We start from the raw sequence: 14,024 nt of genomic DNA, 5'->3' as shown, positions 1-14,024 counted from the left end.
ATTTCTTAATTATTAATTTTATTAATTCATCATTGAAGTGAAAATAAACTTCAACGAACTGTTCACCATATCGAGGATTGGCTGCGGGAATATTCCTAAGAATATTACAAAAACAACCAAACTTGCCAATACCGAAAATTCAACACCGGTTAAATCTCCTGCGCTTGCCAATACTTCTTCGTCACCTTCTCCAAACATGGCTTTTGCATAAAATCTGAAAAGGTAAACTGAGGAGAAAATCATGGTTGTTCCGGCAATCACCGCGGCGATAATACTGTAATCGAAAATCGATTTGATTAAGATAAATTCTCCCACGAATCCGTTGGTTAATGGAAGCGCAATTGATCCTAATAAAATGACCATGAATAAAACGGCGAATTTCGGTGCGACTCTTGCCAAACCACCCATTTGTCGGATGTCTCTGGTTTTGAATCTTTTGTAAAGAATATCAGCACAGTAGAATAGTCCTACTACGTTGATCCCGTGAGCAAATGATTGAATCAACGCTCCTTCGCCACCTTCAATCATCAAAGTTCCTTTCACCGTCAAGATTGCAGACGCCATAATACCGGCAGTCATTAAACCAACGTGAGATAGAGAAGAATAGGCAATTAATCTTTTTGAATCATTTTGAATAATGGCAATTAAAGCACCGTGAACGACTCCGATAATTGCGAGAACCAATACAATCTGTCCTGAAATTCCTAAAATAGGTTCTGGCGTAATTGGTAATAACCATCGTAGTAAACCATAAACGGCCATTTTCAACATAATTCCCGAAAGTAACATGGAACCTTGTGTTGGTGAATACGTATAAGTATCCGGTTGCCAAGAATGGAATGGGAAAATCGGTAACTTCACTGCAAAGGCAAAGAAGATGAACCAGAAAATTACGGTTTGCGCTCCTGAGGTTAAATCGGCGTTATACAAATCGGTCAGTGTAAATGAAGCAGAGTGATTGTAAACGTAGATCAAACCGATCAACATAAACAGGGATCCGACAAAAGTGTACACAAAGAATCTTGTTGTAAACTGAATTTTTTTGTCTTCCTGTCCCCAAATTCCGGCAATCAACCAGATTGGAATCAAGGTTACTTCCCAGAAAATATAGAATAATAAACCATCTAAAGAAGTGAAAACTCCAATTAGACCGAATTGCATTAATAAAATTAATCCGTAAAAAGTATTTCTGTATCCCGGTTTTTCATTAAAGGAAGAAAGGATAATAAGCGGTGTTAAAATATTGGTTAATAACAACATCAGCATACTCATTCCATCGATCCCGAAATGCAGATTACTCTTGATATAGTTGGACCACGGATAATTGATTTCATATTGCAAAACTCCGTCAACGGTAGGTTTGAAATCGAAACCGGTCAGCATATAAAAGGTCAATAACATTTGTGCAAATGCAATTCCTAATGCGAGATATTTACTGGCGGGATTTTTCCACGCGAACACCAATACTGAGCCTATAAGAGGTAAAAGCAGTAATGTTAATAATAGGTACGACATTTACTATTGTAATATAAAGTTAACAATTAAAATAATTCCGATGGCTAAAGACATGATGAGAACATAATTCTCTACATTTCCGTTCTGAAGCTTTTTTGCGGCTCTTCCAGAATCTTCTGCTCCGATACCGATGTAATCTACAAATCTTTTGAGAATACCTTTGTCAAACATATTTCCGCCGATACCAAGACCCTCGATGAATTTCACAAATGTTGCGTTATTCAGTTCATCGATGTATAATTTTTTAGTAGAAAGTTTCTCCCAGCCGGTATAATTTTCTTCCGGTAAAGCCATTTTTTTCTTAGTAACGTAAATGTTTCTTACAATGAACCAAACTACGAAGAACATTAAAACAGTTAACCCCAGAAGAATCATTTCTGTCATCAAAGGAACTTCTGGAAGTTCTACATCATAAACGTAAATATTCTGTAACCAGGTTCCTAACTTCGCATAGCTGCCGTGGCCGATAAAATGCGGAAGGTTGATGAAACCTCCAATCACTGAAAGTACAGCCAAAACCATTAAAGGTAAAGTCATATTTAAAGGACTTTCGTGAAGATGATTTTTTTGTTCTTCCGTTCCTCTAAACTCACCGTGGAAAGTTAAGTAGTATGCTCTGAACATATAAATCGCAGTCATCGCTGCAATGATGAAAAGAACTGCCCATAAATAAGGACTTCTTCCATAAACATTTGCTAAGATTTCATCTTTGGAAATCATCCCTGAAAGGAATGGGAATCCCGAAATTGCTAATGTTCCAATTAAGAAAGTAATATGTGTAATTGGAATTTTTTTCTTTAATCCACCCATTAATCTCATATCCTGTTCGCCGCTCATCGCATGAATTACAGAACCAGAACCTAAGAATAGCAACGCTTTGAAAAACGCGTGCGTCATCAGGTGGAACATTGCTACTGTATAAGCGCCAGTACCTACTGCTACGAACATAAATCCTAACTGAGAAACGGTAGAATAGGCTAAAACTTTTTTAATATCATTTTGTCGAAGGCCAATGAACGCTGCTACCAAAGCGGTTAATAATCCTATGAAGAGGATTCCGTCCATCGTGGTTGGCGCTAACGAGAACAGGAAGTTCGAACGAACTACTAAATAAATCCCTGCAGTTACCATCGTCGCCGCGTGGATCAATGCAGAAACCGGAGTTGGTCCGGCCATCGCATCAGGAAGCCAGGTGAATAATGGAATCTGTGCAGATTTTCCTACTGCTCCAATAAATAAACTCGCGGTGATGAAAATAATAACCGTTGAATCTAATTCGAATTTCCCTGAGTTTTGCGCAACAGAAAGGTAATCGACAGCATTGGTTTGAGAGGCAATCATCAGAATTCCGATAATCATTCCTAAGTCACCAATACGGTTCATGATGAAGGCTTTTCTAGCCGCTGCACCATATTCCTTGTTTTTGTACCAGAATCCAATCAATAAATAAGAACATAATCCAACCCCTTCCCATCCGATGAAAAGAATCAGATAATTGCTTCCCATTACCAAAAGCAACATCATGAAGATAAATAAATTCAGGTAAGAAAAGAATTTATGAAAACCTTCGTCAGTACTCATGTATCCGATAGAGTAGAGGTGTATCAAAGATCCGATTCCCGTAATAATCATAATCATCATTAATGATAACTGATCGATTTGAAAACCGAAATTCACTTGAATACCATTAATCCTGAACCATTCAAAAGCTCTTACAATAACGGGTTGTGAATCTGCATTAAACTTTAAGAATAAACTCAAAGCAATAATAAATGAAGCAAATACTACCGCAGTGGCCAAAGTTCCTACCAACATCTTCGGAAGTTTTTTTCCGAATAATCCGTTGATCAGAAATCCTGCAAGTGGTAAAAGTATAATCGCGTAAACTAAATTTTCCATCCTTTATTATCCTCTTAATTTATTAAAAATACTGATGTCTACTGATTTTGTATTTCTGTACAGCATCGCGATAATTGCTAAACCTACGGCAACTTCCGCAGCGGCAACCACCATGATGAAGAAAACCAGAATCTGCCCGTTTCCGTCACCTTTATAAGATGAGAAAGCTGCGAGCAAAAGGTTTACAGAATTCAGCATCAACTCTACACATCCTAAAATGATGATGGCATTTTTGCGGATCAAAACCCCCAGCACACCGAGACTGAACAGAACAGAACTTAGAATAATGAAATATTCCAGCGGAACTGCCTGTATAAATGTATTTACTTCTCCCATAACTCTATAAATCTTTTTTACCAATTAAAACTGCTCCTACAATTCCGGCAAGAATAAGGATTGAGGCCAACTCAAACGGCAAAACATATTCGTTAAACAATAACCGGCCAAGGTTTTTAGTTAAACCAACCGACGAATCGATATTTCCTGCAAATGTTTTTTGGTTCAAACCTTTGAATGCTCCTAAAATTCCTACCAATAATAATCCTGCGGAAAATACACCGATGAATTTGGGAAGGTTTTTCTTTTTACTTTCATCTTCTTTATTCAGGTTCAGCATCATTAAGATATAGAGGAACAGAACCATGATCGCACCTGCATAAACTATGATCTGTACAATTCCCAGGAACTGTGCGTTGAGTAAAATATATAAGGCTGCAATCGAAAAGAAAGTAACGATGAGTGACAAAATAGAGTAAATGGCGTTTCTTGCAAAAACAAAATAAAATCCGCTTGCCAACGCCAAAAATGCCACGAAGAAAAATATGATCTGTTCCATACTATTTTACTGATTTTTTTTGCAATTCACTTTGACGCTCCGTAATATCAATTCTTTCGTTGATTTTTTCCACCAATTTATCTTTACCATAAATGAAACTTCCGCGGTTGGTTTCTACATCTACCAAACGGTCTGTTAAATAAATAGCTGATTTCGGACAAGCCTCTTCACAAAGACCACAGAAAATACATCTCAGCATATTGATTTCATAAACCGACGCGTATTTTTCTTCACGATAGAGATGTTGTTCGTCTTTGGTCCGTTCTGCACCCGTCATGGTAATTGCTTCTGCAGGACAAGTCACTGCGCAAAGTCCACAAGCGGTACATCTTTCTCTGCCTTCTTCATCACGTTTTAAGACATGAAGTCCGCGCCAGATTTTAGTTCTTGGTTTTTGAACTTCAGGGTAAGAATAAACTTTACCTTTCGGTCCTGCTATCGCGTGCTTCAACGTAATTGCCATTCCCTTGAAAATTTCCGGGAGGTATAATTTTTCCATAAAAGTCATCTCTTTGTTCGAGACTACTTTTGATCTGTTTGTCAGTTTCATATTAATGGGTTTTAGCGCCACTTTTCAGTGTTGCATTAAAACTTCTATTTTTAATTAATGGGCGAAGAAAACAATCACTGCTGCAGTAATCACTAAATTCACTAATGCTAAAGGGATTAATGTTTTCCAACCCAAATGCATCAATTGGTCATATCTGAATCTTGGGATGGTCCAACGGATCCACATAAAGACTAAAATTCCAAATACTACTTTCGCTAACATTGCGAAAATACTTAATGTTCCGGCAATATTTTCACCCCAGTTTTCAGAAACCCAGTTGATTCCAGGATAATTAAATCCACCGAAAAATAAAGTTACAATTAAAGCATTGGAGATAAACATGTTGACATATTCACCGAACATATACTGCCCGAAGTTCATGGAGGAATATTCGGTCATATAACCATTCACCAGCTCGGATTCACATTCCGGTAAATCAAAAGGGTGACGGTTTGTTTCTGCCATCGCTGCAACGAAGAAGATGATAAATGCTAAAGGCTGATAAAAGATATTCCAGTTCATTCCGTCTGCCGGAATAAAACCCCATATTTTACCTTCACCTTGTGAAGAAGTGATGAAATGTAAATCTAAACTTCCGGCCATTAATATAATAGAAAGAAGAGAGAGACCCATTGCCAGTTCGTAAGAAATCATTTGCGATGAAGCACGGATTGCACCGATCAGCGAGTATTTATTATTCGAAGCCCAACCTCCAATCATCATTCCGTAAACTCCGATGGAAACCATTGCTATCAAGTACAAAACCCCTACATCGATATTGGCCACCTGAATGTAAAAAGAATTCCCACCAATATTCAAAGATTTCCCCCACGGAATCACTGCTCCGGTAATCAGGGAAATAAACATGGTTAATGCAGGACCGACATAGAATAAAAACCGATCGGCTCCCTGTGGTACAAATCCTTCTTTGAAGAAGAGTTTTCCACCATCGGCTAATGGTTGCAAAATCCCGAATGGACCGGCTCTGTTAGGACCAATTCTGTCTTGAAGAATCGCCGCCACTTTTCTTTCGCCCCATGTAGAATAGGCCGCAACACCTAAGGATACAGCGAAAAGTGTAACAACTAATATTATTTTAAAAGTAATTAACTCCATAATTATTTCTCGTCTTTATCGCTCAGTTCTTTTGCATCCGGATTATCCAAAAGACTGATCATATTTTTAGGTTTTTCGTAATGGTTCAAAGAGATTACCGAATGACGATCGATATGACGTGGTCTTTCAATCGTCCAGTATTTCAAATCTTTTTTGTGGAATCTACAGTCGTCGCAGATCCAGTCCTGTACTTCATCGTACTGGTCTTTTCTGGCAGTTACCCTGATCACTTCCTCGCCTTTCATCCAAACGACTGCTTTACCTGCACATTTTGAACATTCGCAAGTGGCATTCATTGGTTTGGTAAACCAAACTCTGCTTGCGAACCTTGCCGTTCTGTCGGTTAAAGCACCAACGGGACAAACATCAATGACATTTCCAATGAAATCATTTTCTAAAGCCTTGTTCAGATTGGTCGAAATCTCTGCGTGTTCTCCCCGGAACAAAATACCGTGTTCTCTGTTTTCGGTCAATTGATTGGCCACCAAAACGCATCTTGCACACAGGATGCACCGGTTCATGTTCAACTTAATATTTGGACCGATATCTTCCGGCTCAAAAGTCCTTCTTTCGAATTCTGTTCTTGTTCTTTCTAAACCATGTTCGTAACCTAAATCCTGTAAATGACATTCTCCTGCCTGATCACAGATAGGGCAATCCAGCGGGTGATTGATCAGTAGAAATTCTGTTACGGCTTTTCTGGCTTCCTGCGTTTTTTCGGAGGTGAGGTTTTTCACTTCCATTCCGTCCATCACGCTTGTTCTGCAACTCGCTACTAATTTCGGCATCGGTCGTGAATCAGCGTCAGATCCTTTAGATACTTCTACCAGACAGGTTCTACATCTACCGCCGCTAGATTCCAGCGGTTTGTAATAACACATTGCCGGTGGTACCGATTTACCGCCGATTTGTCTCGCGGCTTCCAGAATAGAAGTGCCAGGCAAAACTTCGGTAGTTTGACCATCGATGGTTATTTTGAATTTTTTAACTTCTTCGCTCATTATGGATGAATTCAAAAATGAATTAATTATTTTTTCTTGTATTAAAAGTGTATCCTATCCCTGCATTAATCTGTCCGAAAACAAAATCCTGGGTCGCTTTGTCAGGTTTATTATTTAGAGTCGTTTTGATGTCCCACATATTGATGTACCCAGCTTTTGCTTCAACTCTGGCTATCCAGTGTTTCCAGAAGACTAAATTCAAACTTGTTCTCAGATCGGTTCCCATTCCTGCAATGTGAAAACGGTCGCTTCTTTCGTTCCCGAATAATTTTACATTACTCTTTGGAAACATCACTCCAATACCTGCACCGTAAGACCAAACCAAATCTATTTTGTCTTTATTAATGAGATTTTGATATTTTTCCAAACCCAGGTTTTCATAATTCAATCCGTCGGTATGCTCGAAAGTGAGGAAGTTTTCATCTGCTAAATTCACCTGTCCGTTTTGCACATAAGCTGCATATTTTGGATCGCTGATTGTTCCTGAAAAATTAACCGTTTGATTTTGGTCCATCACATATTTCATGTGGTCGATTCCCAAAACTAAAGCTAAATTATCTTTGATAAAATATCCTATTCTGAAATTATACTGTGTTACCGTAAACCAGACCGGATCAAAATAAACCAATCCAAATTTCGTAGGTCTGTCTGCCGCGGCTACATTATTCAACTGAAAATCGTATCCATTTCCTTTAAAGTGAATATCAGAATTGCTAAAAGCACCTCTGTTCCAACCGTAAAAAACGAACATTTGACCTTTTTTGGTCAATGGTTCATTTTTAGGGGTTATATCCTGACCAAAGCCAAAACCAGATCCTAAAAATACCGCTGCTAAAACTACTACTTTCTTCATGTTTTAAAGAGTGTGCACTCTTTATATCTTCTTAATAAAACTTCTTTTTACTCTGCTTTTGCGGCCACCGGAATTGGGTCAGCGTAATTGGCCAAACCATAATTTCTGGTTTGAGATTCCGGATTATCGATATACCACTCAAACTCATCACGGAAATGACGTATCGCTGCAGCAACTGGCCAAGCGGCAGCATCACCAAGCGGACAAATTGTATTTCCTTCGATTTTTCTTTGAACATCCCATAGCAGATCAATATCTGCCAACGTTCCTGCACCGCTGTGTATTTTTTTCAAAATCTTATACAACCAAGGCGTTCCTTCTCTACAAGGCGTACATTGGCCACAGCTTTCATGCGCATAGAAATGGGCTAAAGTCATGGTGTGTTTAACGACAGACTGATCTTCATCTAAAACGATAAATCCGCCTGATCCCATCATTGTTCCGGTAGCAAAACCACCGTCTGAAAGGGATTCATAATTCATGAGTCTTGGTTCACCATTGATGGTTTTCAGCAATAAATTTGCTGGGACAATCGGCACAGAACTACCGCCAGGGATACATGCTTTTAATCTTTTGCCGTTTGGAATACCGCCGCAATATTCGTCAGAATAAATGAATTCTTCTACGGTAATGGTCATGTCGATTTCGTAAACTCCAGGCTTATTGATGTTCCCACAAGCAGAAATTAATTTCGTACCTGTCGAACGGCCAACACCAATCTTCGCATATTCTGCTCCGGTGATATTGATAATTGGAACAACTGCCGCAATTGTTTCTACATTGTTTACAACTGTTGGTGATTCCCAAAGTCCTTTGACCGCTGGAAAGGGTGGTTTCAAACGGGGATTTCCTCTTTTTCCTTCCAGAGATTCTAAAAGGGCAGTTTCCTCACCACAGATATAAGCACCAGCACCGCGGTGAACATAAATTTCCAAATCGAAACCAGTTCCTAAAATATTTTTGCCTAAGAATCCAGCAGCTCTGGCTTCTTCGATTGCCTGTTCCAGAATATCCGGAATCCAGGCGAACTCACCACGAATATAAATATAGGCAGTATGCGCTCCTAAAGCGAAAGAGGAAATGATCATTCCTTCGATTAAAAGATGGGGAATATGTTCCATCAAATACCGGTCTTTGAAAGTTCCCGGTTCAGATTCATCTGCATTGACCACCAAATATCTTGGCACGCCTTCTGGTTTTGCCAGGAAACTCCATTTCATTCCTGTGGGAAATCCTGCGCCACCACGACCTCTGAGTCCAGAAGTTTTCACTTCTTCGGTAATGGCGTCGGGAGCCATTTTGAAAGCTTTTTCCACCCCTTCGTAGCCACCTTGTTTGCGGTAAACTTCGTAAGTGCGGATTCCTTCTATATGGGCGTCTTTAAGTAAAAGTTTTTTACTCATTATTCTTATAAATTAATCCAAAGCAAGCGTTCCCTGTCTGCACAGCTCAAGGATTTCGTTTACTTTTTCTTTTGTTAAATGTTCATGATAAAATTTCCCGAGTTGCATCATCGGAGCGTAGCCGCAAGCACCGAGACATTCTACTGTTTTTAAAGTAAACAGTCCATCGGCAGAAGTTTCTCCGGCATTGATGTGCAATGTTTCTTTAATATGTTGAATGATTTCATCGCTACCGTTTAACATACACGGTCCCGTTTGACAAACTTCTAAAACGTATTTTCCTACAGGTTTCATGTTGAACATGCTGTAGAACGTCGCTACTTCATAAACCTCGATAGGTTTGATTTCTAAGAGTTCTGCAACATAATCCATTACTGGAACCTGCAGCCAGCCACCAAATTCCTTTTGTGCCAAATGAAGCACCGGAATTAACGCTGATTTTTTTCTTTCTGCTGGATATCGTGCGGTAATTTTATCGACCTGAGCCAAGGTTTCAGGTTTAAAAGCAATCGTTTCGCTCATTATTTTGATAGATTAAAGAACAAAGAACAAAGAGTAAAAACTCTAAAATTGTTCCGTATTCTATTTAATTTTTTTAATGATAAAAGTTGAAAAGTTTTTCATCTTTCATCTATTTTCTTTTCTCTTAATACTCAATTTTACGCGTCTAATTCTCCTGCAATTACGTTCATGCTGCATAAAGTAACAATCGCATCAGAAATCAAACTGCCCTGTATCATCTCCGGATAGGCCTGATAATAAATAAAGCAAGGTCTTCTAAAGTGAAGTCGGTAAGGAGTTCTTCCACCATCGCTTACGAGGTAAAATCCTAATTCACCATTTCCACCTTCTACACAACTGTAAACTTCACCTTTTGGAACTTCTGTTTCTGCCATCACGATTTTAAAGTGGTAAATCAAAGCTTCCATATTGTTATACACATCTGCTTTTTCCGGTAGGTAAAACTCTGGAAGATCAGCATGGAAAGGTCCTTCCGGTAAATTGGTGTAGGCCTGTTCGATGATCTTTAGACTTTCCCAAACTTCCTGCTGACGAACCATGAATCGGTCGTAAGTATCTCCGGAAGTTCCAACGGGAATTATGAAATCGAAATCTTCATAAGAACAGTAGGGTTGGGCAACCCGTACATCATAATCCACGCCTGTTGCCCGTAGATTTGGACCGGTGAAGCCATAACTTAAAGCTCTTTCCGCAGAAATTGGTCCGGCGTTAATGGTTCTGTCCATGAAGATTCTGTTTCTCTCATTCAGAGAACAGAAGTCCTGCCATACAACCGGGAATTTTTTCAGGAAGGTTTTCAAAAGTTCATGGAACTTCGGAGAGAAATCTCTTTCAAAACCTCCAATTCTACCCATGTTGGTCGTCAATCTTGCTCCACATACTTCTTCGTACATTTCGTAGATTTTCTCTCTTTCCTGGAAAAGATAAGTTAATCCTGTAATTGCACCAGCATCCATCGCAATAACTCCGTTGCAGATCAGGTGATCTGAAATTCTGGCCAACTCCATCATAATCACCCGCATATAGTCTACACGTTTAGGAATTTCGCAACCTAAGAGTTTTTCAACTGTTAAGTGCCATCCTATATTATTAATAGGAGCCGAACAATAATTCATCCGGTCGGTTAATGTTGTAATCTGTGTGAAGTTTCTTCTTTCAGAAATTTTTTCAAAAGCACGGTGAATGTATCCTACGGTTTGTTCGGCGTGCAAAATTCTTTCACCATCCATGGTAAGGACGTTTTGGAAAATTCCGTGGGTCGCCGGGTGAGTTGGACCGAGATTCAAGGTGTATAATTGTCCGTCAATCTGTTCCTTAGAATCGTGCTGGTTCAGTATATTTGAGAGTGCGTTGTCTTTCATAATTATTTGACTTTAAGTTAAAAGGATTTCCCTTTCAACTAATTATCTTCCGAACATTTTATCGTCTTTGTCGGTTCTGGTTCCATCTTCTAAACGATATTCCTTTAGCATGGGATGATAGCCTAAATCTTCCATATTCAGGATGACTCTTAAATCCGGATGTCCTTTAAATTTAATTCCGTAGAAATCAAAAGTTTCTCTTTCCATCCAGTTGGCACCTGCGTAGAGATCTGTCATAGAATCTACTTCTGCATTTTCTCTGGTCATGAATGTTTTCAGGCGTATTCTGAAATTAGTCATCATATTATGAAGATGATAAATCACACCAATTTCTTTTTCGGGAGTTTCAGGGTAGTGAATACCGCAAATATCAGTCAGGAAATTGATTTGAAGAGAAGAATCCTTTAGATGATGAATTACCTTTTTGATATCTTCTTTCTTTATTTCTAAAGTTAAAAAATCGTAAGGGGTATCATGAGACAGTACGGATTCTGGAAACTCTCTGGTAATTGCTTCTAAAACAAATTCATTCGTCATTTCCATTAGTTTATGTCGTAAGAGGCTAATAATTGTTGGTATTCCGGCAAATCTCTCCTGCGGATGCTTTCACTTTCGCAAAGGGCTTGTACCTGCATGACGCCTTCAATGATTTGTTCAGGTCTTGGCGGGCAGCCAGGGACATATACATCTACCGGGATTATTCTGTCAATTCCCTGCAATACAGAATAAGAATCGAAAATCCCACCGCTTGAGGCACAGGCACCCACAGCGATCACCCATTTTGGCTCAGCCATTTGGGTATATACCTGTTTTAAAACAGGTCCTAATTTTTTTGAAATGGTTCCACAAACCATTAACATATCTGCCTGTCTTGGCGAGAAAGAGTTTCTTTCCATACCAAATCTTGAAGCATCAAAAGTTGGATTTAGCGTAGCCATGAATTCAATTCCACAGCATGAAGTTGCAAAAGGCAATGGCCAAAGCGAGAATTTTCTTGCCATCCCAATCACACTGCTGAGTTTGGTGGCGAAAAAACCTTCTCCTTCAAAACCTTCCGGAGCTTCCGCATCCATTCTTATTACTGGTTTATTATCAGACATTTTAATTTTCTTAAAGTTACTAAAAATTCAAATTTTCAGACTGTTATTTATCCCAATCCAGTGCGCCGCGTTTCCATACATAAACGAAAGCGATGAAAAATACAGAGATAAAGGTAAGTACTGCGAAGAAACCTTCGACACCGAATTCACGGATGTTAACCGCATAAGGGTAAAAAAAGACGATCTCGATATCGAACAGTACAAAAAGTACTGCTGTTAAAAAATACTTTACAGAAAACGGCGTTCTTGCATTTCCTTCTACTTCTACACCACATTCGAAACTTTCATTCTTTTTGGTAGACGTCGATTTTTGTCTTGGTCCTAAAAAATGAGTTCCTAAGATAGAGAGTAAAACGAAACCAGCACCAACCGCAATCTGAAGAATAATCGGGATATAATTTTCGGGGAGATTCATCTTGTCATTATTTTCTTAATCATGCAAATTTAAGGAATTAAGTATAATAGAAAAAATTATAACCCTTAAATATCGTTGTTACCAAACAAATTTAAATGTATGACAAGCATATAATTTATTTTTTGCCGGTATCTTTTATCCTTTTCAGGACCAGATACGCCAAATACCCGATATACAGAAAAAGAAAACTGGCAAAAATAATGTTGATCGCTTCATTAAGCCGGGCGTCTTTGACCTGAAAAAACTGGTTGTAGACGATGAATGCGATGATCATCGCCATGTAGATGTAGAGTTGTTTCTTCATTTTCGTCTTATTGTTTTTCGTTGCCAATTTCCATTGAATAAGTTCTGCGGCGTTTGTGATTTACAGGATTGTAATCCTGCCAGAGAACCTGTACACTTTTATTTTCTTCGAGTTCGGGGTTCGTTTCAAGGATTTTAACCCCTTTTTTACTGAAATTACGCCAAATTTCTTTAAATATAATTGAAGTTACGCCTCTTCTTTGATAATCCGGATGAATTCCGATGAGATAAAAATTAGCACGCAGGTTCTTTTTGCCCGCCTGTAAAAAATGGTACCAACCAAAAGGAAATAATTTACCGTTGGCTTTCTGCAAAGCTTTCGAATAAGAAGGCATTGTAATCGCAAAGGAAATAAGTTCGTTGTGTTCATCGACGATACAAACAATGTAATCTTTGTCAATAAAACCAAAATATTTTTCCTGGTAGGTTTTTATTTGCTCATCTGTAATAGGAGTGTAGGTTGAGAGGGTTTTGTAGGTTTCATCCAGCAGTCTGAACATGGGTTCCACATAAGGAAGTATTTCTTTCTTATTATTAAACTGCAGTACTCTCAATTTATATTTCTCAGCGATTAGATTACTGAATTTCTGCACTTTTTCTGACAGAACTTCCGGAAAATCCAGTTCAAATTCTACCCATTCTTTTTCTTTAACTAAACCTAATTTTTCTAAATGTTGTGGATAATATTCGAAGTTATATAAGCCAATCATCGTAGCGATCTTATCAAATCCCATGGTCAGCATGCCGGCTTTGTCTAAATTGGTAAAACCCATCGGTCCTTCGATTTTAGACATGCCTTTTTCTCTGGCATAATCAATGGCTTTCTCAATCAGCGCTTTTGAAACCTCAATATCATCGATAAAATCTAACCATCCGAATCTTACTTTATTGATTTTTAATTCATTGACTTCTTTATGATTAATCATCACCGCAATTCTGCCCACCACTTTTCCGTCTTTGTAAGTCAGATATTTTTTGAATTCTGAATAATCCAAAGCCGCATTTTCCCTGGGATTCCAGATGTTTTTTTCGTCATTGATTAAGGGCGGAACGTAATTTTCATTACTTTTGTAGAGTTCCATCGGAAATTTGATGAAATTTTTTAAATCAGCATCGGTTTTTACTTCAAGAATCGTAATCACATTCATCAG

16 protein-coding genes are annotated in these 14,024 nt (G+C 38.5%); all 16 read right to left on the bottom strand.

Annotation, left to right across the window (positions count from 1 at the left end; genetic code table 11):
- Window positions 1-21: 21 nt before the first annotated feature.
- The 16 genes from QGN23_RS06035 to QGN23_RS05960 all read right to left on the bottom strand — a co-directional run bounded on the left by QGN23_RS06035 (window position 22) and on the right by QGN23_RS05960 (window position 14,021).
- On the bottom strand, window positions 22-1,515 hold the full coding sequence (locus tag QGN23_RS06035) for a complex I subunit 4 family protein (RefSeq protein WP_282906094.1): 1,494 nt from the start codon (window positions 1,513-1,515) through the stop codon (window positions 22-24).
- A 3-nt stretch (window positions 1,516-1,518) separates the two neighbouring features.
- The gene (nuoL, locus tag QGN23_RS06030; RefSeq protein ID WP_282906093.1) at window positions 1,519-3,414 is read right to left on the bottom strand and encodes an NADH-quinone oxidoreductase subunit L; all 1,896 of its coding nucleotides are present in this window, start codon (window positions 3,412-3,414) and stop codon (window positions 1,519-1,521) included.
- A gap of 6 nt (window positions 3,415-3,420) precedes the next feature.
- On the bottom strand, window positions 3,421-3,750 hold the full coding sequence (gene nuoK, locus QGN23_RS06025) for an NADH-quinone oxidoreductase subunit NuoK (RefSeq protein WP_282906092.1): 330 nt from the start codon (window positions 3,748-3,750) through the stop codon (window positions 3,421-3,423).
- Window positions 3,751-3,754: 4 nt separating this feature from the next.
- The gene (locus QGN23_RS06020; protein WP_282906091.1) at window positions 3,755-4,249 is read right to left on the bottom strand and encodes an NADH-quinone oxidoreductase subunit J family protein; all 495 of its coding nucleotides are present in this window, start codon (window positions 4,247-4,249) and stop codon (window positions 3,755-3,757) included.
- Between the two features lies 1 nt (window position 4,250).
- Window positions 4,251-4,799, bottom strand: a complete 549-nt coding sequence (locus tag QGN23_RS06015) for a NuoI/complex I 23 kDa subunit family protein (protein ID WP_133438520.1) — start codon at window positions 4,797-4,799, stop codon at window positions 4,251-4,253.
- A 54-nt stretch (window positions 4,800-4,853) separates the two neighbouring features.
- The gene (gene nuoH, locus QGN23_RS06010; protein WP_282906090.1) at window positions 4,854-5,915 is read right to left on the bottom strand and encodes an NADH-quinone oxidoreductase subunit NuoH; all 1,062 of its coding nucleotides are present in this window, start codon (window positions 5,913-5,915) and stop codon (window positions 4,854-4,856) included.
- 2 nt (window positions 5,916-5,917) lie between these two features.
- The gene (locus QGN23_RS06005; RefSeq protein ID WP_282906089.1) at window positions 5,918-6,916 is read right to left on the bottom strand and encodes a 2Fe-2S iron-sulfur cluster-binding protein; all 999 of its coding nucleotides are present in this window, start codon (window positions 6,914-6,916) and stop codon (window positions 5,918-5,920) included.
- Between the two features lie 22 nt (window positions 6,917-6,938).
- Window positions 6,939-7,769, bottom strand: coding sequence for a hypothetical protein (locus QGN23_RS06000; protein WP_282906088.1), 831 nt, complete (start codon window positions 7,767-7,769; stop codon window positions 6,939-6,941).
- A 47-nt stretch (window positions 7,770-7,816) separates the two neighbouring features.
- Window positions 7,817-9,172 carry an NADH-quinone oxidoreductase subunit NuoF gene (gene nuoF / locus QGN23_RS05995; protein ID WP_282906087.1) on the bottom strand — a complete coding sequence of 452 codons (1,356 nt, stop codon included), beginning with the start codon at window positions 9,170-9,172 and terminating at the stop codon, window positions 7,817-7,819.
- Between the two features lie 12 nt (window positions 9,173-9,184).
- Window positions 9,185-9,694: an NADH-quinone oxidoreductase subunit NuoE family protein gene (locus QGN23_RS05990; RefSeq protein WP_282906086.1), complete on the bottom strand. Its 510-nt coding sequence runs from the start codon at window positions 9,692-9,694 to the stop codon at window positions 9,185-9,187.
- Window positions 9,695-9,831: 137 nt separating this feature from the next.
- Window positions 9,832-11,055, bottom strand: a complete 1,224-nt coding sequence (locus tag QGN23_RS05985; protein WP_282906085.1) for an NADH-quinone oxidoreductase subunit D — start codon at window positions 11,053-11,055, stop codon at window positions 9,832-9,834.
- Between the two features lie 42 nt (window positions 11,056-11,097).
- Complete coding sequence (locus tag QGN23_RS05980) at window positions 11,098-11,592, bottom strand: NADH-quinone oxidoreductase subunit C (RefSeq protein WP_282906084.1); 495 nt, start codon at window positions 11,590-11,592, stop codon at window positions 11,098-11,100.
- A gap of 5 nt (window positions 11,593-11,597) precedes the next feature.
- A complete protein-coding gene (locus QGN23_RS05975; protein ID WP_282906083.1) occupies window positions 11,598-12,155 on the bottom strand; it encodes an NADH-quinone oxidoreductase subunit B in 558 nt (185 codons plus the stop codon).
- A gap of 43 nt (window positions 12,156-12,198) precedes the next feature.
- On the bottom strand, window positions 12,199-12,570 hold the full coding sequence (locus QGN23_RS05970; RefSeq protein ID WP_133438511.1) for an NADH-quinone oxidoreductase subunit A: 372 nt from the start codon (window positions 12,568-12,570) through the stop codon (window positions 12,199-12,201).
- Window positions 12,571-12,685: 115 nt separating this feature from the next.
- On the bottom strand, window positions 12,686-12,874 hold the full coding sequence (locus QGN23_RS05965) for a hypothetical protein (RefSeq protein WP_133438510.1): 189 nt from the start codon (window positions 12,872-12,874) through the stop codon (window positions 12,686-12,688).
- Window positions 12,875-12,881: 7 nt separating this feature from the next.
- On the bottom strand, window positions 12,882-14,021 hold the full coding sequence (locus tag QGN23_RS05960) for a GTP cyclohydrolase (RefSeq protein WP_282906082.1): 1,140 nt from the start codon (window positions 14,019-14,021) through the stop codon (window positions 12,882-12,884).
- Window positions 14,022-14,024 lie beyond the last annotated feature (3 nt).

Source organism: Chryseobacterium gotjawalense, assembly GCF_030012525.1.
Lineage (GTDB): Bacteria > Bacteroidota > Bacteroidia > Flavobacteriales > Weeksellaceae > Kaistella > Kaistella gotjawalense.
Note: the sequence above shows the minus strand (reverse complement) of the source record. Positions and strands in the feature narration are given on the sequence as shown.